General features: G+C 50.0%; 20 protein-coding genes and 1 pseudogene. 11 read left to right on the top strand and 10 right to left on the bottom strand.

Annotated features, from left to right (window positions below; genetic code table 11):
* Positions 1-38 precede the first annotated feature (38 nt).
* Positions 39-959 (bottom strand): Kdo(2)-lipid IV(A) acyltransferase, encoded by a 921-nt coding sequence (locus tag NAL19_RS13330; protein ID WP_225085029.1) that lies wholly within the window; start codon positions 957-959, stop codon positions 39-41.
* A 258-nt stretch (positions 960-1,217) separates the two neighbouring features.
* The gene (locus tag NAL19_RS13325; RefSeq protein ID WP_263057612.1) at positions 1,218-2,312 is read right to left on the bottom strand and encodes an NADH:flavin oxidoreductase/NADH oxidase; all 1,095 of its coding nucleotides are present in this window, start codon (positions 2,310-2,312) and stop codon (positions 1,218-1,220) included.
* 235 nt (positions 2,313-2,547) lie between these two features.
* On the opposite strand from NAL19_RS13325, the gene NAL19_RS13320 reads away from it, so the two are divergent.
* Positions 2,548-3,615 (top strand): rhodanese-related sulfurtransferase, encoded by a 1,068-nt coding sequence (locus tag NAL19_RS13320; RefSeq protein WP_263057611.1) that lies wholly within the window; start codon positions 2,548-2,550, stop codon positions 3,613-3,615.
* 75 nt (positions 3,616-3,690) lie between these two features.
* Here the strand turns inward: NAL19_RS13320 and NAL19_RS13315 are convergent, their stop codons facing one another.
* The 6 genes from NAL19_RS13315 to pyrC all read right to left on the bottom strand — a co-directional run bounded on the left by NAL19_RS13315 (position 3,691) and on the right by pyrC (position 7,468).
* Entirely contained in the window at positions 3,691-4,266 is a 576-nt protein-coding gene (locus NAL19_RS13315) for a YceI family protein (RefSeq protein ID WP_263059717.1), read from the bottom strand.
* Positions 4,267-4,296: 30 nt separating this feature from the next.
* Positions 4,297-4,851 carry a cytochrome b gene (locus tag NAL19_RS13310; protein ID WP_263057610.1) on the bottom strand — a complete coding sequence of 185 codons (555 nt, stop codon included), beginning with the start codon at positions 4,849-4,851 and terminating at the stop codon, positions 4,297-4,299.
* A gap of 387 nt (positions 4,852-5,238) precedes the next feature.
* The gene (gene bssS, locus NAL19_RS13305) at positions 5,239-5,493 is read right to left on the bottom strand and encodes a biofilm formation regulator BssS (RefSeq protein WP_263057609.1); all 255 of its coding nucleotides are present in this window, start codon (positions 5,491-5,493) and stop codon (positions 5,239-5,241) included.
* Between the two features lie 239 nt (positions 5,494-5,732).
* A complete protein-coding gene (locus NAL19_RS13300; RefSeq protein WP_225085025.1) occupies positions 5,733-5,990 on the bottom strand; it encodes a hypothetical protein in 258 nt (85 codons plus the stop codon).
* Positions 5,991-6,078: 88 nt separating this feature from the next.
* Entirely contained in the window at positions 6,079-6,318 is a 240-nt protein-coding gene (gene dinI, locus NAL19_RS13295) for a DNA damage-inducible protein I (RefSeq protein WP_263057608.1), read from the bottom strand.
* Positions 6,319-6,424: 106 nt separating this feature from the next.
* Positions 6,425-7,468 (bottom strand): dihydroorotase, encoded by a 1,044-nt coding sequence (pyrC, locus tag NAL19_RS13290; protein WP_263057607.1) that lies wholly within the window; start codon positions 7,466-7,468, stop codon positions 6,425-6,427.
* Positions 7,469-7,652: 184 nt separating this feature from the next.
* Between pyrC and NAL19_RS13285 the strand changes: the two genes are divergently transcribed.
* Entirely contained in the window at positions 7,653-7,940 is a 288-nt protein-coding gene (locus tag NAL19_RS13285) for a putative quinol monooxygenase (RefSeq protein WP_263057606.1), read from the top strand.
* Positions 7,941-8,018: 78 nt separating this feature from the next.
* On the opposite strand, the pseudogene rne reads toward NAL19_RS13285, so the two are convergent.
* Positions 8,019-11,362: pseudogene (gene rne / locus NAL19_RS13280) on the bottom strand (ribonuclease E).
* 622 nt (positions 11,363-11,984) lie between these two features.
* On the opposite strand from rne, the gene rluC reads away from it, so the two are divergent.
* Complete coding sequence (gene rluC, locus NAL19_RS13275) at positions 11,985-12,941, top strand: 23S rRNA pseudouridine(955/2504/2580) synthase RluC (protein WP_263057605.1); 957 nt, start codon at positions 11,985-11,987, stop codon at positions 12,939-12,941.
* Between the two features lie 62 nt (positions 12,942-13,003).
* Here rluC and NAL19_RS13270 read toward each other — a convergent pair whose 3' ends face one another.
* Complete coding sequence (locus NAL19_RS13270; RefSeq protein WP_263057604.1) at positions 13,004-13,588, bottom strand: Maf family protein; 585 nt, start codon at positions 13,586-13,588, stop codon at positions 13,004-13,006.
* Between the two features lie 140 nt (positions 13,589-13,728).
* Here NAL19_RS13270 and yceD point away from each other — a divergent pair, with 140 nt between their 5' ends.
* From yceD to fabF, 8 genes are all read left to right on the top strand, one after another.
* Positions 13,729-14,250, top strand: a complete 522-nt coding sequence (gene yceD / locus NAL19_RS13265; protein WP_263057603.1) for a 23S rRNA accumulation protein YceD — start codon at positions 13,729-13,731, stop codon at positions 14,248-14,250.
* Between the two features lie 16 nt (positions 14,251-14,266).
* Complete coding sequence (gene rpmF / locus NAL19_RS13260; protein WP_011093369.1) at positions 14,267-14,437, top strand: 50S ribosomal protein L32; 171 nt, start codon at positions 14,267-14,269, stop codon at positions 14,435-14,437.
* Between the two features lie 29 nt (positions 14,438-14,466).
* Positions 14,467-15,513 (top strand): phosphate acyltransferase PlsX, encoded by a 1,047-nt coding sequence (gene plsX, locus NAL19_RS13255; RefSeq protein ID WP_225085017.1) that lies wholly within the window; start codon positions 14,467-14,469, stop codon positions 15,511-15,513.
* 6 nt (positions 15,514-15,519) lie between these two features.
* The gene (locus NAL19_RS13250; protein WP_263057602.1) at positions 15,520-16,473 is read left to right on the top strand and encodes a beta-ketoacyl-ACP synthase III; all 954 of its coding nucleotides are present in this window, start codon (positions 15,520-15,522) and stop codon (positions 16,471-16,473) included.
* A 17-nt stretch (positions 16,474-16,490) separates the two neighbouring features.
* Complete coding sequence (gene fabD, locus NAL19_RS13245; protein WP_263057601.1) at positions 16,491-17,420, top strand: ACP S-malonyltransferase; 930 nt, start codon at positions 16,491-16,493, stop codon at positions 17,418-17,420.
* 14 nt (positions 17,421-17,434) lie between these two features.
* Positions 17,435-18,169 carry a 3-oxoacyl-ACP reductase FabG gene (gene fabG, locus NAL19_RS13240; RefSeq protein WP_225085014.1) on the top strand — a complete coding sequence of 245 codons (735 nt, stop codon included), beginning with the start codon at positions 17,435-17,437 and terminating at the stop codon, positions 18,167-18,169.
* A 154-nt stretch (positions 18,170-18,323) separates the two neighbouring features.
* A complete protein-coding gene (acpP, locus tag NAL19_RS13235) occupies positions 18,324-18,560 on the top strand; it encodes an acyl carrier protein (RefSeq protein ID WP_005970506.1) in 237 nt (78 codons plus the stop codon).
* Positions 18,561-18,641: 81 nt separating this feature from the next.
* On the top strand, positions 18,642-19,883 hold the full coding sequence (fabF, locus tag NAL19_RS13230) for a beta-ketoacyl-ACP synthase II (RefSeq protein WP_225085013.1): 1,242 nt from the start codon (positions 18,642-18,644) through the stop codon (positions 19,881-19,883).
* The last annotated feature ends 16 nt before the right edge of the window (positions 19,884-19,899 follow it).

Here is a 19,899-nt window from a genome sequence, read left to right as displayed (position 1 = left end):
CGTTCCTGCAATGAGTAACCGGTATAGAAAGGTGCTCGTTAATACAGGGACGGTTCGCCTTCCGGGCGGGTTTTGAAACGGCGGTGCAGCCACATGTATTGGTCACGTGCGAGCAGAATATTCTGTTCAACGATGTTGTTCATCCACACGGCAGTTTCGGTTTCATTATCTACAGGGGCATTCTGTTCCGCAGGTTGAATCAGCAGTTCATAGCCTTTTCCGTCAGGCAGGCGGCGTGGGACAAAAGGAATGACGGCAGGCCGCGCGGTCTTTATCAGCATATAACTACCGCGGGTTGTCGCTGCGTTATCGACGGCGAAGAGCGGAGCAAAGACACTGCTTTGTGGGCCGTAATCATGATCGGGAGCATACCAGATGATCTCTCCCTGCTTGAGTGCGCGAATCATACCTTTGAGATCTTTACGATCCAGCATGGACTTATTAGAGCGTAGTCTTCCCCAGGTCTGTAACCAATCGATCAGCTTGTTATCGTTTGGGCGGTACACGCCGATACCGGGATTGTGCATGCCAAAGATACGGGCTCCCAATTCCAGCGTCAGGAAATGCAGACCAATGAGTAACACGCCTTGTTGTTTTTCCAATACAGGGCGGATATGTTCAAGGCCGGTCACCGTAAACCAGCGTTCGATACGCCAGTTTGGCCAAAACCAGGCCATACCGGTTTCAATCACACCCATACCGACAGATTCAAAATTTTTCCTGACTAATGCTTCACGCTCAGTCTGCGGCATGTCGGGAAAACACAGTTCAAGGTTACGGGTAGCCACGTTGACGCGCTTTGGTAATAGACGCATAGCCAAATGACCAAGTGCGATACCGATACGATATAGAGCGGGATAGGGTAGCAAAACGATCAGGTAAAGGATGCCGATGCCCAACCAGGTGAGCCAATAGCGCGGATGTAGCAATGAACGATTAAAAGAAGGGATTTGTGTCATGGCCTCAGTATCAATATTTTGGTGCTGCTCAGCACGCGAACCGTTAAAAAACGAGTTAATGGTTAACTGCAAGATAGATTATTGCGGCGCTTTGCCAATAACACAAATTACTGTCGTCTTATTGACTGATTTTTATGCAAAAAACGGCTGTGATCGTATCATTTTCAGCAAATGAGTTTTAACCTTTGGTGGCATGACGTGTGGTGAGGTAGAGAAGTGGCGACCCAGGTAGGATCGCCTGACACGGCGTATTTATCGCTATTGTTTGAAAATGCCTCTGGCGTAGCGTGGTTCACTACGCCAGTATTGTGCGGGGGCGGATACCTGCGCGCCCAGTCTGGCGGCCGCATGCCATGGCCAACGGGGATCGAAGAGTATGGCGCGAGCCAGCCCGATAGCGTCAGCTTCACCCGTTGCGACAATCGCTTCTGCTTGTTCCGGCTCGGTTATCAGCCCAACGGCGATGGTGGTGATGCCAACCTCTTGCTTAATCCGCTGCGCATACGGCACCTGATAATTAGGCGCAGGATGGATTTGCTGTAACGGCGAGAGTCCTCCGCTGGATACGTGGATGAAATCGCAGCCTAATTCGTGCAGTGCCTTACTGAGCTGTACGGACTGTTCCAGATCCCAGCCTCCTTCCACGCCATCCGTCGCAGAAATTCGCACGCCAACGGCTTTGTGCGCGGGGAAAACATCGCGTATTGCGCGGTAAATTTCAACGACCAGACGCATCCGATTCTGAAGCGTTCCTCCGTAGTTATCCGTGCGATGGTTTGTCAGCGGTGAAAGGAACTGATGCAGCAAATAGCCGTGAGCGGCGTGAATTTCTATCAGATCAAAGCCCAGACGATCCGCGCGTTTAGCTGAATCCACGAACGAATTAATTAATGTATGGATGTGCTGTTCTGACATTTCCAGCGGTGCCGCATCGCTGGCATTGTAAGGGAGAGCGGAGGGGGCAATGGTTTGCCAGCCGCCCTGTTCCGGGCGCAAAAATGCGCGTCCGCTCCACGGAACGCCCGTTGAGGCTTTGCGGCCCGCGTGGCCCAATTGTATGCCAAGAGGCATGGCAGAATAGGTTTTGACTGCGTTAACCGCGCCAGCAAGAGCCTGTTCTGTCGCGTCATCCCACAAACCAAGGTCGTGCGGGGAAATCCGGCCTTCCGGCGAAACCGCGGTAGCTTCGATGATGAGCAGGCCTGCCCCGGAATGTGACAGGTTACCTAAATGCATTGTATGCCAGGCCGTCGCTTTGCCGTCCTCAGCCGAATATTGACACATGGGGGCGATGATGATCCGATTGGGCAGTTCGAGTTTGCCAAGTGATACGGGTGAGAAAAGCTGACTCATAATGACAGATCCTTCGATGATGATACTTCATGAAAGCAAAAATGAATCCCAGAGGTCATGGGTTTACGGTAAGGTCATAGGTTTACGGTAGATCACTCTTTGACGTCGCGCTATTCATTTCATGCCCTGACAGTCACCACGCTATCAGGTATGATGCCGGGCGATTTCATATGTCGAGCGATGTCTCGATGATGAACGCCACACGCTAACCTCAATGAAGACAGGAACGTACACCATGCCAGTGTTACATAACCGGATTTCTAATGAGGAACTGAAGGCGCGTATGCTTGCGGAAACCGAGCCGCGTACCACAGTTTCCTTCTATAAATATTTCACCATTGATGATCCAAAAGCCTTTCGCGATAGTCTGTATATTCAGCTTGAGCAATGTAAGGTCTTCGGTCGCATTTATATTGCGACTGAGGGGATTAACGCACAAATCAGCGTGCCTAATAATCAGTTCGAGGCCTTTAAGGCGGTATTGTTCAGTGCGCACCCGGCGCTCGATCAGATTCGCTTAAATATCGCTCTGGAAGATGACGGGAAATCGTTCTGGGTATTGCGTATGAAAGTACGCGAACGGATTGTCGCTGATGGGATTGACGATCCGACATTTAACCCAGCGAATGTCGGGCAATACCTGAAAGCCGATCAGGTTAATGCAATGGCTAACGATCCCGACACCGTGTTTGTCGATATGCGTAACCATTACGAATATGAAGTCGGGCACTTCGAGAATGCGCTGGAAGTGCCGTCGGATACGTTTCGTGAGCAGTTGCCGATGGCAGTTGAAATGCTTGATGAGTCGCGCGACAAAAATATTGTCATGTACTGCACAGGCGGGATTCGTTGCGAGAAGGCCAGCGCCTACATGTTGCATCATGGCTTTAAGAACGTGTATCACGTCGAGGGCGGTATTATTGAATATACGCGTCAGGCTAAAGCTCAGGGGCTACCGCTGAAGTTTATCGGCAAGAATTTCGTGTTTGATGAACGAATGGGAGAGCGCATTTCTGATGACGTCATCGCGCATTGCCATCAGTGCGGAGCGTCGTGTGATAGCCACACTAACTGCCGTAATGAAGGGTGCCATCTGCTGTTTATCCAATGCCCTGCCTGCGCTGCAAAATACGAAGGCTGCTGTAGCACGCAGTGTCAGGATGAAATGAAGCTGCCGCTGGAAGAACAAAGAGCGATACGCAGCGGGCGTGAAAATGGAATGAAAATCTTTAATAAATCCAAAGGATTATTACAGTCAACGCTGCACATTCCGGTTCCTGTCGCGAAAGACAAGACTGAATAATTAGCGGCTAATCGCGTAATAGAAAAAGCCCTTTCCATAGGAAAGGGCTTTGTTCTGTTGATGTGCAGTGCCGCCTTATTTCTGGCGCACGCCTTCAACGGAAATAATCAGTTCTACATCCTGCGAAGCTGGGCCCAAATCTGTCGTGATGTTGAAATCTTTCAACTTGATAGTGCCTTCAGCTTGAAAACCTGCACGATAACTACCCCAAGGGTCATCGCCCTGACCGATCAGTTTGGCATCAAGCTTAACTGGTTTGGTGACGCCATTTAAGGTCAGGTTGCCGGTAATATCGTAATCTTCACCGTCTTTTTTCACTTCAGTGGAGGTAAACGTTGCTTGCGGATGCTTGGTAACGTTTAGAAATTCTGCACTGCGAAGGTGCTTGTCACGCTCAGCGTGGTTAGTGTCAACGCTGTTGGTGTTAATTGTGACATTCACTTTATCTGCTGATGGATTTTTCTCATCAAAAGTAAAGGCGCCATCGAAGTCGTTAAAGCTGCCATAAAGCCAACTGTAACCGAGGTGTTTAATGCGGAATTCAATAAACGCATGCTGGCCTTCTTTATCGAACTTGTACTCTGCCGCCAGTGCAGAACCGGCAGAGGCAAGCATAGATACTGCGGTCAGGCTCAGTAGTGTTTTCTTCAGCATTGGTATTTCTCCATAAAATCCATAAGGTTAATGAACGTTGCGACCCAACATTCGTTTCAACGTGTTATCACCATCTATAAAGTGGTGTTTTAATGCAGCTAAACCGTGCAGTACTGATAAGGCAACCACCGCCCATGCAAGATAAAGATGCACGTCGCCTGCTATATCGGCCTGATCCGTCAAGCCGCTGATAATGGCCGGAACAGAAAACCAGCCAAAAACGGGAACTGAATGCCCTTCTGCAGTGGAAATAAGATATCCACTAATCAGAATGGAGAACAAAATAACGTAAAGTGCGATGTGAGCCAGTGTGGAACCCACGCGAGTGGCCGTAGAGTAATTTTTCAGTGGCGGCGGAGGGGGAGAAATAAAGCGCCATATAACGCGAAAAATCATGACCGCAAAAAGCAGTACACCAATCGCTTTGTGAATTTCAGGGGCACGGTGGTACCAAACACTATAATAGTTAAGTGTCACCATCCAGAGTCCTGAGGCGAACATGCCATAAACGGTTAACGCTGCAATCCAGTGCAGAAAAATACTGATATGACCGTAACGGGATGGGGAGTTACGCCAAGTCATATTATGATTCCTTTAAGTCGAGTGCGTTTGTTAAACAAAAGCTAAACAGAAGTGAATGCAAAATCAACATAATATTTGTGATTATCACATGACTAAATTATGTAACGATTTTTTTGATTTTATTATGAAAATGCATTCAATTTTTTTGATAATTAAAGGGGAAAGGCAATCACTTTAGCAGGAGAACAGTGGTAATAATGAACAAAGCAGGTCAGCTGTTTCGCGATTACAGGAGGGTTGTACTTCAACTTACGAGTCTTAAAACATGAGGGAAATACCGTGTTCTGAAATAACAATACCGCCAGTAGGGCGGTATTGTTATGAATGCAAATGGTATTAACGCAAATTCGTGGGTATTGAATATAATATTAATAACGCTATCAATGGCTAATGTTTTTGATAATCACTGACGTCACAGTCTGTCGATTCGATTTTCGCAATGCCAGCTTCAAGTATATGTATCAGCTGTCTGGCAACATCGGTCGTTAGCCAAAGGGTTCGATCAACATGCGCTTCGTCTGGTGCTTGATCCGAGGTGGATAAGTAGTGTAAACGGATCATCATGGCGTCATAACTGTCAACGGTGCTGATGTCCCAACCTACAAGAGGATGTGTCTGAATAACTTCATTTTTTCTATCCATAAATACCCCTTATTGACTAGTTACTAACATGAGTGACTAATGAGGCTTCTGGTAGCTCATTATTTTTGAATGAGCATTATGAGTATACTGCTGCTTATTTGTTTTATGGGAAATATTTTCATTTTTTGTGTAAAAAAAATTACACAGGCAGGTATGACGAAGGCGTAGGTGATGGTTCTGATGAAATATCGGGACGAATAGATTTTCATCCCGAGGGTATTGTCACTGGGGGGAGAACATTAGTCTGCGCTGGTTCCTGTATTGTTCTCTAATGCAGCGGCAAGCCGAGCAAGATATTTCTTCATCGCGGGATCTCGATTCTCATTCTGAGATTCCAATGTTAAATTGTGAATCATCAGTTTGTTAGCTTTTTCATCAAGGCAGAATGCCAAAGACGAGAAGGCGAGTTCCAGAGCATCAATTTTACGTTGCTGCTCGCCAATCAGCTCCAGCAGTTCCCCGAATGTCATTGCCTCTTCTGGTTTTTCTACCGTCATAACAGATACCCTCGGTCATAGCACATGGCGAAATGCCGCTTTAAACTGCCATTACAGCCCATATCTTCCTTATCTTTCAAGCTTTAGATTATTCTGCCGTAAACCAGTCGTCGGCGCTTTCCCACGTTTCCTGCAAGATTTCAGAGATACGATCTTTGTCATCTTTGCCTGCACCCATGACCGTCAGGTTATTTGCGGATGCATAACGAACCTGAATGGGGGTATCGGGGTAAATTTTGTGAATACGCTTTTCCAGCTCATGCCTGAGTGCTTCAATCGCACCGGCGGGTAACGGCGTTGTCTTTGCAAGAGTGATTTCTACGCGCATCGTGACCTCCAAATTTTAAACTGTTTATTTATACAGTTATTGCAAGTGGAGAACAAGACGCGCAATAAAATTTAGCCCATCGGCATAATGCAGATGGGCTTGTCGATTAGCAGACTGACCAGTTGAGGCTTTGTCCCGCCAGGAAGGGGATGAGTGACTCGTCGCCGAGAGAGATTTCTTCCGGGAACGTGACCGTTTCACGGTGAAGTTCAATCCAACTGTCGTTCACCGGTAGGTCATAAAAACGTGGGCCGTTCAGGGAGCAGAAGGCCTCGAGTTTATCAAGCGCGTTCATTTCTTCAAAAACGGTGGCGTAGGTACTTAATGCCGCCTGAGCATTGAACACGCCGGCACAGCCACAGCTGGATTCTTTTCGGTGTTTTGCGTGAGGCGCGGAGTCAGTACCGAGGAAAAGGCGTTCACAGCCGCTGGCGACGGCTTCACGTAGCGCCTGCTGATGGGTATTGCGTTTTAAGATAGGCAGGCAGTACAGGTGAGGGCGAACGCCGCCAACCAGCATATGATTGCGGTTAAACATCAGATGCTGCGGTGTAATGGTAGCGGCGAGATAATCATTACCTTCAACAACATACTGCGCGGCTTCTTTTGTCGTAATGTGCTCAAGGACGACTTTCAGTTCCGGGAAATCTTGGCGCAATGGCTCCAGCACCGTTTCGATGAAACGTGCTTCCCGATCGAAAATATCAACGGCAGCGTCGGTCACTTCACCATGGATGAGCAGCGGCATACCCATTTTTTGCATTTTCTCCAGAATACTGGAGATATTGGCGACGCTGGTTACCCCATGGCTGGAGTTTGTTGTGGCATTGGCCGGGTATAATTTGGCTGCGGTAAAGACGCCTTGCTCAAAGCCATTCACGATTTCATTGGCATCAAGCGCATCGGTCAGGTAGCACGTCATCAACGGCTGAAAGTCATCGCCCTGCGGAACCGCGGCCAGAATACGCTGACGATATGCGATAGCGCTGGCCACGCTGGTAATCGGTGGCGTCAGGTTAGGCATAACAATCGCACGGCCAAAGAAACGGCTGGTATAGGGGAGAACGGTTTCCAGCATCCGATCGTCACGCAGGTGAATGTGCCAATCGTCAGGGCGACGGATTTTAAGAATAGTGGGCTGTGCGGTCATGGAATTGCGCTCCGGCGGTCAGTAGAAAAACATCGTCTTTCGGTTGGTTTCGGGACTGATACGGCGGGGGATAAGGATAAGCGTAAAGCCATTCGAATGCATCCGTTTGTTGATGAATGCTTGAAATTAACCGCAGATTGGCATCTGATAGCATTATCTTTTCATTGATAAATAAGGGATGTATATGGAAATTCGTATTGTCGCCACCATTCAGGCAAAAGCAGAGTTTATTGCAGACGTTGCCGCAACGCTAAAACGTGTGGTGGCACCTAGCCGACAGGAAACAGGTAATGTGCAGTACGATCTGCATGAAGTCGTAGATAAAGCGGGTTCGTTTGTGTTCTTCGAGCGCTGGAAAGATCGAGAGGCGTTGACATCACATGAGCAGAGCGAACACTTCAAGAGCCTGTTGGCTGAACTGAATGGTAAAACGGACAGTGTAGATATCAAACTATTGAATTTTTTAGGCTAATAACAGTTAGTGAATAAAAAAGGTAGTGCATAAAAAAACACCCGCCAATTGGCGGGTGTTTGTCTATAGGAATCAGGACTACTCGCTGACTGGCGTAGGCTTGGTTGCTGGCGCAGTTGACTGATTAACTGCGGAATGGCCACCTGCCGAACCTTTTCCAGAGAACGGATAGGCAGGGCGAACCCAATCACTGTGTCGGGCAGGTTCCGCGTGGTATACCGGCGCTGGCGCTTTAGTCATTGGCGCTGTCGCATGGAACTTATAGCGAGGTTGCTCAGCAACGGTTGCTGCTTTTGTTACGCTCGATACAGGTTCTGCCACAATCGGCTGTGCGCTGATCGTCGTGGCTACGGGGTTATCCTGAACGTTTTGTGGCGCGCTGGTTTCTTGTACTGCGGAAACCGCTGGAGTAGCAACGGGAACTGCCACATCTGCGTTCTCGATTGCATCAGCGATGCTATCCACCTGCTTGTCTTCTGCTGCCGCTTCTGTAACGACATCGTCAGCCACGACCGTTTCAGCGATTGTGCTTGCAGTCGCAACAGGTTCAGCGATCTGCGCGTCTTCAGTAGCCAGAGCCGTATCCACAGCCTTTGCTTCCTCAACGGCACTCAGGGCAACCGCAGCGATAGCATCATCGATCGCGGTGCTTTCGGTAACAGGCTCGACGACAGTTTCTTCGTCTGCGGCACTCACCTCGATATTGGCGACATTGCTATCCTGAATCACGTCGGCAGATTGTGCTGTTGCGGTGACAACAGCGTCTTCCTGAGCGACAGCTTCAGCTACCACCACGTTTTCCACTGCGTTGGATTCTGCTGTATCTGACGGTGTCGTCACTACGGCTTCAACGACGGCAGGTAACAGTGGTGTTTCAATCGCTGCAACGTTTTCGTCCTGCGGTTGGTTTTCAGCCTGCTGCGCAACAGGGTAGCTAACCCACACTTTCCCTGATGCCATTTCTGGCGACGCGGCAGCAAATTCCAACTGCATCGGTGACTGGGACGGGTAGCGTTCATCACGATAGCGACGACGACGTTGACCGCTGACGCGCAGGTGACGCGGCGAGCGACGTGAACGACGTGGCATACCGCCGTTCTCGGCGTTGGCACGATTTGCGTCGCTTTGCTCGCTATCGACCTCGGTATTGTCTACCGCAGCATCGTTTGGTTTGACGTAAGATTGAGCCTGCTCAGATGGCGTGGCGACAGGTGCCGTGCTATCTGAGAGGGTATCCTGCTGAACGTCGGACTGAACGCGTACTTTCTGTGTCAACTGACGGCGTTGGCGACGCGGCATAACCTGAGTCGGTTTATCCTGCTCGGCTGCACTGTCATCGGAATCATCAACTGCTGGCTGAGCTTTTACCTCATTAGAAGCCTGACGGCGCTCATCCTGACGACGACGCTGGCGCTCAGCACGCGGTTCACGACGCGGCTGTTCTTCTGAACCGGTTTTCTCCGCGTTTTCCGCAACTACTTCCTCGTTCTGTCGCTTATTACGGCGCTGCTCATCACGCTGTTCACGATTGTCACGATTGTCACGATTGTCACGATTGTCACGAGAACCACGATCGCGGCGATTATTACCCTGACGGCGTGAATTACGACGTTCAGAACGCTGACCTTCCGAGGATTTCTCTTCTTCTGCTTTCTTCTCGTCAACGTTATCCGCTGCTTTTACCGCGGATTCAGAAGCAAAGACGCTTTTTAAGGCGCTGAAGAAACGGCTGATAAGGCCTGGCTGAGCGGCTTCTGCTGGTTTTGCAGCAGCAGGCGTCGCTTTAGCTACCGATGGTGCGGTTTCCGCTGGCATTTCTGCCATGGTAAACGTTGCTAAAGCGGGCTGCTCCGGCTGTTTACGCTCAATGGTTTGTTCGTCTTGCTGTTGCTGCGTTTCCGTTTCCAAACGCTGAGGCAGCAGATAGCTGAGCGTTGGCTTTTCTTCGCCTTTACGGACGCGGACAACGGAGTAGTGCGGCGTTTGCATACCGTCGTGTGGCACGATGACGGCGCGCACGCCACCTTGACGTTTCTCAATGGCGTTAACAGCGTCACGCTTCTCGTTCAGCAGATAAGAAGCAATCTGGACTGGAACAATCGCGTGGACTTCTTTGGTATTTTCTTTCAGCGCTTCTTCTTCAATCAGACGAAGAATGGACAGTGAAAGTGATTCATTGTCACGAATCGTCCCTGTCCCGCTACAGCGTGGGCAGACGTGGTGGCTGGATTCGCCCAATGACGGGCTCAGGCGCTGACGCGACATTTCCAACAGGCCGAAGCGAGAAATGCGGCCAATCTGAATACGCGCACGATCCTGACGTACGGAATCACGCAGGCGGTTTTCCACTTCACGCTGGTGGCGAACCGGAGTCATATCGATGAAGTCGATAACGATCAGGCCACCGAGGTCACGCAGGCGCAATTGGCGAGCAATTTCATCTGCGGCTTCAAGGTTGGTATTAAACGCTGTTTCTTCGATATCGCCACCGCGCGTTGCTCTGGCGGAGTTAATATCAATCGCTGTCAGCGCTTCGGTGGTATCGATAACGATAGAACCGCCGGATGGCAAACGAACCTCACGCTGGAAAGCCGATTCGATCTGCGATTCGATCTGATAGTGGCTGAAAAGCGGGATTTCACCACTGTACAGTTTGATTTGCTGCTGAAATCAGGGCGACCCAACGCAGAAATATGTTCTTTCGCCAGATCGAGAATTTTGGGGTTATCAATCAAAATTTCGCCAATGTCCGGGCGCAGATAATCACGGAAAGCGCGGACAATGACATTACTTTCCTGATGGATCAGGAATGGTGCAGGGCGGCCTTCGGCGGCTTTTTTGATCGCGTCCCAGTGTTTCAGACGGAAAGCCAGATCCCATTGCAGAGCCTCAGCGGATTTGCCTACACCCGCGGTGCGAACAATGAGTCCCATACCATCAGGTAGTTGCAGCGATCCCAGTGCTTCTTTGAGCTCGGTGCGATCGTCACCTTCGATGCGGCGGGAGATTCCACCGGCACGCGGGTTATTCGGCATTAAGACCAGATAGCTACCCGCCAGGCTGATAAAGGTGGTCAGCGCTGCGCCTTTGTTGCCACGCTCTTCTTTGTCTACCTGAACAATGACTTCCTGACCTTCACGTAACACATCTTTAATGTTAGGACGACCATGGGAAGCATAGTTGCTGGGGAAGTATTCGCGGGCGATTTCTTTAAGAGGGAGGAAACCATGTCTTTCTGCGCCGTAATCAACAAAAGCCGCTTCAAGACTGGGTTCGATACGAGTGATTTTACCTTTGTAGATATTTGCTTTCTTCTGCTCATGACCTGGACTTTCGATATCCAAATCATACAGCCGCTGACCATCAACCAAGGCAACACGCAACTCTTCCTGCTGAGTTGCGTTAATTAACATTCTTTTCATCTTCAACTTACTCGTTATTTTTACTTGCATTATTGATAGAGCTGCGGACAAAAGAACCGCATGACCGGAGTGAACCGATGGCCTCGTGGCTTATCGCAGGGACGTCAACCTCCCGGTTGTCGCCTGCATAGAGACGCATGTTTCGGTAGCCTGTGTTTCCTGATGGAAAACAGCGCATTTACTGAGGGAACAGCTTCTGAATAATGTCGCCAGATCTGATTCCATTTGCCGGCCAAGCTGCAATCCGCAGCCCGCTAACTGCTTGATTTCGCATTACGTCTTACGCCATTGCTGCGTGTGTGCGTCATCAGGCAAATTTAATAATTTCGCAATTTCCCCGTGTTTTATCGGAAATCCGCGTGGGAAACGCAAAAGCATTATTCCACTGCTGATACCGTTATAGCAAGGTGACTTTGCCTGTCTGTATAAAGATAGTTCTGTCGTTATCAGCAAAACGAGCAGGGTTTGATGCTACAACGCAATTCACCCGTTACTTACCCGTGTTATCTGGCAGCCACGCTATTTAGCAGATAGTGCAACAATATCTTCATAAGTCAGACACACAGTTAAGCACAGAAAAAGAAGTGGCGCTATCGGGTTGCTCTATTTAGAATCGCGCATCATGAAAACAGATAATCCTTCAGTACAATTTGTGACGATCTCCGCAGATGAAGCGGGGCAGCGCGTCGATAATTTTTTGCATACCCACTTAAAGGGTGTGCCTAAAAGCATGGTTTACCGCATCTTGCGTAAAGGTGAGGTAAGGATAAATAAAAAGCGTGTCAAGCCTGAGTATAAATTGCTCGACGGTGACGTTATTCGTATTCCGCCTATTCGACAGGCGGAACGTGATGAAACGCCTGTTTCTGCGAGTCTTGGTAAAGTCGCGGCGTTGGCCGAGTGCATTATTTACGAAGATGATTACTTACTGGTGCTGAATAAACCTTCGGGTACCGCCGTACACGGCGGTAGTGGCCTGAGCTTCGGCGTGATTGAAGGGCTGCGCGCTTTACGCCCGGAAGCACGTTTTCTGGAGCTGGTACACCGTCTCGATCGCGACACGTCAGGCGTTTTGCTGGTGGCAAAAAAACGCTCAGCTTTACGTTCTTTGCATGAACAGCTGCGGCTAAAAGGTATGCAAAAAGATTACCTGGCGCTGGTTCGTGGCGAGTGGCAGTCTCACTGTAAAGTCGTTCAGGCTCCGTTGTTGAAAAATATTCTGCAAAGCGGTGAGCGCGTCGTGCGTGTTAACAGCGAAGGTAAGCCGTCGGAAACGCGCTTTAAGGTAGAAGAGCGTTTTGAGAATGCGACGCTGGTGAGAGCGAGTCCTGTCACCGGACGTACGCATCAAATTCGTGTACACACGCAGTATGCCGGGCATCCGATAGCATTTGACGACCGTTATGGCGATCGGGAGTTCGATGAACAGCTGGCGGACACCGGTTTAAAACGTTTGTTCTTGCATGCGCAGGCGCTGCGTTTTGAGCACCCGAATACTGGCGAGACGCTGAGAATCGAAGCGCCATTGGATAGCGGACTACGTCGCTGTCTTCAGGCGCTGCGCAAGACAAAAGCGTAACTGCTGATACCTAATGCTTTTATCTGTCGGGATAGCGCGTCATTGTGCTATCCCGATTGGTATTATGCCGTCAAAGGGTTAATGCCTTCCTTTTGTAGCATCTGAATCAGCGCGATCAATGGTAACCCAATGAGCGTATTGGGATCGCGCCCGGATAATCGTTCAAATAACGCAATGCCCAGCCCTTCGCTTTTGAAGCTGCCAGCACAGTTCCACGGCTGCTCTTTCTCCAGATAGCCATCAATTTCCGTTTCCGTTAGCGTTCTAAAATGCACATCAAATGGCTCAGCGATGCTCTGTATTTCCTGCGTCGCGCTATTGAAAAGTGCTAAACCGGTAAAAAAGGAAACACATTTCCCGCTGGCCTCTTGTAACTGCCGCGTCGCGTTAACCTTATTATGTGGTTTTCCTGTAATGGTATTCCCCAGAACGCAAACCTGATCGGAGCCGATAATCAGGTGATTGGGGTAGTGCGTGGCCAACGCTTTAGCTTTGTTTTCAGCAAGGCGGATTACAAGATCGATGGCGCTTTCTCCTGGGTGTGGTGTTTCATCAATATCCGGTGCTGCGCAAACAAAGGGGATCGCCAGCTTGTCCAATAAGGCGCGGCGATAAGGTGAGGTTGAGGCAAGAACAATCTGCTGCATAATTTTTTGATAAACCGTAGCGTAATGATGAAAGGCATTTTAAACTGTGCGCCGCTCTGGAAGCGAATATTGGTGAAAGGTGGTGCCTCACTGCCTTTTTCTTTGACTCTATGTCGTTACGACGTTAATATGCGCGCCCTATGCAAAAGGTAAAATTACCCTTAACCCTTGATGCGGTCCGCACTGCTCAGAAGCGTTTAGATTACGTTGGTGTCTATTCGCCGGAACAAGTAGAGCGTGTTGCCGAATCAGTGGTGAGTGTGGATAGTGATGTTCAGGCCTCTTTATCTTTCAATATTGATAATCAGCGTCTGGCAGTGATCGACGGTAACGCCGATGTTACGGTCACACTGATGTGTCAACGTTGCGGAAAGCCGTTTGAGCATCAAGTCCATGCGACATTCTGTTTTAGCCCGGTCGTCAATGATGAGCAGGCCGAAGCGTTACCGGAAGCGTATGAGCCGATCGGCGTTGATGAGTTTGGCGAAGTCGATCTGCTGGCAATGATTGAAGATGAAATTATTCTGATGTTGCCTATCGCCCCGGTGCATGATTCTGAACACTGTGAAGTGTCCGAAGCGGACATGGTGTTTGGCCAACTGCCTGAAGAGGCGGAAAAACCAAATCCGTTTGCCGTATTAGCCAGTTTAAAGCGTAAGTAATTAAGGAGTAAGGTCCATGGCCGTACAACAAAACAAACCTAGCCGTTCCAAACGTGGTATGCGTCGTTCACACGATGCGCTGACTACCTCTTCTGTATCCGTAGATAAAGTTTCTGGCGAAACTCACCTGCGTCACCACATCACTGCGGATGGTTACTACCGCGGTCGCAAGGTTATTGCTAAGTAATTCTTGCGAATTATTTGCAAGGCAATACCTTGACACGCCTAACTCTGGCGTTAGATGCGATGGGCGGGGATTTTGGTCCCTGCGTAACAGTGCCTGCTGCATTGCAGGCACTGGCTTCTAATCCAGCTCTCAATTTGTTATTAGTCGGCGATCCTGCTGCGATTACACCATTACTTGCCAAAGTCGATTCTGATTTACTTTCCCGCTTAGAGGTTGTTCCGGCGGAGTCGGTTATTGCGAGTGATGCGAGGCCGTCGCAGGCTATTCGTGCGAGTCGTGGTACCTCGATGCGCATTGCGCTTGAGTTGATTAAAGACGGCAAGGCACAGGCCTGTGTAAGCGCAGGCAACACGGGTGCGCTTATGGGGCTGGCTAAGCTCCTGATTAAGCCACTTGAAGGTATTGAACGACCGGCATTGGTGTCAGTCTTACCTCATCAGCAGCACGGAAAGACTGTCGTGTTGGATCTGGGGGCGAATGTCGATTGCGATAGCACAATGCTGGTTCAGTTTGCCGTGATGGGTTCAGTGATGGCGGAAGAAGTGCTGGAGCTGAAGAATCCCCGAGTCGCGTTGTTGAATATTGGTGAAGAAGAAAGCAAAGGGCTGAGCACTATCCGTGAAGCAGCAGCACAGTTAAAAGAAGCACCATCAATAAATTATATCGGTTATCTGGAAGGCAACGATCTGCTGACGGGGAAAACGGATGTGATGGTCTGTGATGGCTTTGTGGGTAATGTCACACTGAAAACGGTGGAAGGCGTGGTAAGGATGTTCCTGTCACTGCTGAAATCGCCAGCCTCAGGCCCTGGGCAAACACAAAAACGGTCCTGGTGGTTGAAATGGCTGGGACGTTTGTTACAAAAGCGCTTATCAAAGCGTTTCGGTCATTTGAACCCCGATCAATATAATGGCGCATGCCTGTTAGGATTGCGGGGAACTGTAATCAAAAGCCATGGTGCAGCAAACCAGAGAGCGTTTGCGGTTGCTATTGAACAGGCAATGCAGACGGTACGGCGGCAGCTTCCCGATCGGATTGCCGCCCGTCTAGAAGCGGTATTACCCAAGAGTGACTAAGCGTACATGTATACAAAAATAATCGGAACGGGCAGTTACCTGCCTGAGCAAATCAGGACGAACGCTGATTTAGAAAAGATGGTGGAAACGACGGACGAATGGATCGTCACACGTACTGGAATCCGTGAGCGCCGAATTGCTGCGCCGGATGAAAACGTTGCGACCATGGGATACCGTGCCGCGCAGAACGCGCTGGAAATGGCAAATGTCGATCCTTCTGAAGTCGGCCTTCTGATTGTTGCTACAACATCATCAAGCCATGCTTTCCCGAGCTCTGCCTGCCAGATTCAGCAGTTGTTAGGGATCAAAGATACGATCGCCTTCGATTTGGCCGCCGCCTGTGCCGGTTTTACCTATGCATTGAGCGTAGCCGATCAATACGTTAAAAATGGTGCGGTGAAATACGCGCTGGTGATCGGTTCCGATACGCTGTCTCGGACATTGGATCCTGAAGATCGCGGCACGCTGATTTTATTCGGTGATGGCGCAGGCGCTGTATTGTTAACGCCATCAGAGCAGCCGGGCATTCTTTCTACCCATCTGCATGCCGATGGGCGCTATGGTGAACTGTTGGCTCTACCTAATCAGGCTCGTAGCCATGCGGATACGCCTGCTTACCTGACTATGGCGGGTAATGAAGTCTTTAAAGTGGCCGTGACTGAACTGGCACATATTGTTGAGGAAACGCTGCAAGCGGCTCAACTGGACAAAAGTGAATTAGACTGGCTGGTGCCTCATCAGGCTAACCTGCGAATCATCAGCGCTACGGCGAAAAAGCTGAGCATGGGGATGGACAAGGTGGTTGTGACGCTGGATCGTCATGGTAATACCTCCGCGGCTTCCGTACCTTCAGCGCTTGATGAAGCCGTGCGCGATGGGCGCATTAAACCAGGGCAACTGGTGCTGCTTGAAGCCTTCGGCGGCGGTTTTACCTGGGGCTCCGCGCTGGTTCGTTTTTAATTAAACAGGATTGTGATATGACGCAATTTGCAATGGTGTTTCCCGGTCAGGGATCGCAGACGGTAGGTATGTTGGCTGAACTGGCGGCAGACCACCCGATCGTCACTGAAACGTTTGCTCAGGCTTCTGAAGCGTTAGGTTATGACTTATGGCAGCTCACTCAGCAAGGGCCAGCGGAAGAGTTGAATAAAACCTGGCAGACGCAGCCTGCGTTACTGACTGCTTCTGTTGCTATCTGGCGTGTCTGGCAGCAACTGGGGGGGAAAACGCCTGATCTGATGTCTGGTCATAGCCTTGGTGAATATTCCGCGCTGGTTTGTGCTGGCGTTCTGGATTTCCAACAGGCTGTCCGTTTGGTTGAACTGCGTGGCAAATTGATGCAGGAAGCGGTACCGGAAGGAACCGGTGCGATGTACGCCATTATCGGGCTTGATAACGACGCCATTGCCAAAGCGTGTGAAGAATCCGCGCAAGGGCAGGTGGTCTCTCCGGTAAACTTCAACTCACCGGGGCAGGTGGTGATTGCGGGCAATAAAGACGCCGTTGAGCGTGCCGGTGCAGCGTGTAAAGCCGCGGGGGCGAAACGTGCGCTGCCGCTGCCTGTCAGCGTACCGTCACACTGTGCACTGATGGAGCCAGCCGCGAAGAAACTCGCTGTTGCGCTGGAGTCCGTGACGTTTAATGCTCCGGTCATCCCGGTTGTCAATAATGTTGATGCGAGCATCGAAACCACACCGGAAGCGATTCGCGATGCGCTGGTACGCCAGCTTTATTGCCCAGTGCGCTGGACGGACTGTGTTGAATTCATGGCCTCTCAGGGCGTTGAGTCACTGTTAGAAGTCGGGCCGGGCAAAGTATTAACTGGCTTAACCAAACGAATCGTCGATACTCTGACAGCAGCTGCGGTGAACGATCCTGCTTCTCTATCAGCGGCGATTGAGAAATAAGAACGGAGAAGACAATGAGTTTTGAGGGGAAAATTGCACTGGTTACCGGTGCAAGCCGTGGTATAGGGCGTGCCATCGCCGAGACGTTGGTTGCCCGCGGGGCAAAAGTCATTGGTACCGCAACCAGCGAAAAAGGTGCTGAAGCGATCAGCGGTTGGCTGGGTGAGAACGGTAAAGGTTATATGCTGAATGTTGCTGATGCAGCATCAGTAGAAAGCGTATTGGCAGATATTCGCGCGGAATTCGGGGAAGTTGATATTCTTATCAATAACGCGGGCATCACGCGTGATAACCTGCTGATGCGTATGAAAGATGATGAATGGCAGGATATTCTGGATACCAATCTGACGTCGGTATTCCGCATGTCTAAAGCAGTAATGCGTGCCATGATGAAGAAACGTTTTGGCCGTATCATTACCATTGGTTCTGTTGTGGGAACGATGGGCAATGCAGGGCAAGCTAACTACGCGGCAGCGAAGGCCGGACTGATTGGGTTCAGCAAATCCCTCGCGCGTGAAGTGGCTTCTCGTGGTATTACGGTCAACGTCGTCGCGCCTGGATTTATCGAAACAGATATGACTCAGGCATTGACAGAAGAACAGCGAGCAGGCATTTTGACGCAGGTTCCAGCTAACCGACTCGGTGATGCTAAAGAAATCGCCAGTGCTGTTGTATTTTTAGCCTCTGATGAAGCTGCTTACATTACTGGCGAAACATTGCATGTCAATGGCGGCATGTATATGATCTAAAAAGCTCGAAAACTATTTGCATTATTTGCGCTGATAACCGCAAAATAGCACAAAATCGTGGTTCGACCAGCCGAGATTTTGTTGCATATTTTCAAACATTTTATACACTACGAAAACCATCGCGAAAGCGAGTTTTGATAGGAAATTTAAGAGTATGAGCACTATCGAAGAACGCGTTAAGAAAATCATCGTTGAACAGCTTGGTGTTAAGCAGGAAGAAGTCGTAAACAATGCTTCTTTCGTTGATGACCTCGGCGCTGATTCTCTTGACACTGTTGAGCTGGTAATGGCTCTGGAAGAAGAATTTGATACTGAGATTCCAGACGAAGAAGCTGAAAAAATCACGACTGTTCAGGCAGCCATTGATTTCATTCAGGCTAACCAGCAGTAAGCGAACATATCTAGGCGGTCATTCGACCGCCTAAGTTTTTTTGTCCCGCAGTGTCTTTTTTTCCCTCCCTGGAGGATAAGCGTGTCTAAGCGTCGAGTAGTTGTGACCGGACTGGGCATGTTATCTCCTGTCGGCAATACAGTTGAGTCTACCTGGAGTGCTCTTCTTGCCGGTCAGAGTGGTATCAGCCTGATCGACCATTTCGATACTAGTGCCTATGCAACGCGTTTTGCTGGCTTAGTAAAGGATTTTAATTCTGAGGAATTCATTTCGCGTAAAGAAGCTCGCAAAATGGATGCCTTTATTCAATACGGTGTTGCTGCTGGCGTTCAGGCTATGCAGGATTCCGGTTTGGAAGTAACGGAAGAGAACGCGCCGCGTATCGGTGCGGCGATTGGTTCTGGCATCGGTGGTCTGGGTCTTATTGAAGAGAACCACACCGCGCTGGTAAACGGTGGCCCGCGTAAAATCAGTCCGTTCTTCGTGCCGTCAACCATCGTCAATATGGTGGCTGGGCATCTTACTATCATGTACGGACTGCGTGGCCCGAGCATCTCTATCGCTACAGCCTGTACGTCTGGAGTGCATAATATTGGTCAGGCAGCGCGCATTATTGCTTACAACGATGCGGATGTGATGCTGGCCGGTGGTGCAGAAAAAGCCAGTACGCCGCTAGGCGTCGGTGGATTCGGTGCTGCTCGTGCGTTGTCTACGCGCAATGACGATCCTCAGGCGGCAAGCCGTCCGTGGGATAAAGATCGTGATGGTTTTGTACTGGGTGACGGTGCTGGCATCATGGTGCTGGAAGAGTATGAACACGCGAAAAAGCGCGGTGCGAAAATCTATGCAGAAGTTGTTGGGTTTGGCATGAGCAGCGATGCGTATCATATGACGTCCCCGCCAGAGAACGGTTCGGGTGCAGCACTGGCGATGGAAAACGCCCTGCGTGATGCGGGTGTATCAACGAGCCAGATCGGCTATATCAACGCGCATGGCACCTCTACGCCAGCGGGAGATAAAGCGGAAGCACAAGCGGTGAAATCCGTATTTGGCGAGAACGCCAGTCACGTGCTGGTTAGCTCGACAAAATCAATGACGGGCCATTTGCTTGGTGCGGCAGGTGCGGTGGAGTCTATCTTCAGCATTCTTGCTCTGCGCGATCAAGCCGTTCCGCCAACGCTCAATCTGGACAATCCAGATGAAGGCTGCGATCTGGATTTTGTGCCGCATGAGGCGCGTCAGGTCAGCAATATGGACTATGTATTGTGCAACTCTTTCGGCTTCGGCGGAACCAACGGTTCTCTGATCTTCCGTAAGATTTGATCGCAATAGTGTCTTA

This window comes from Pectobacterium sp. F1-1 (assembly GCF_025643735.1).
GTDB classification, from domain to species: Bacteria; Pseudomonadota; Gammaproteobacteria; order Enterobacterales; family Enterobacteriaceae; genus Pectobacterium; species Pectobacterium colocasium.
This window is presented reverse-complemented; position numbering and strand designations above follow the sequence as displayed.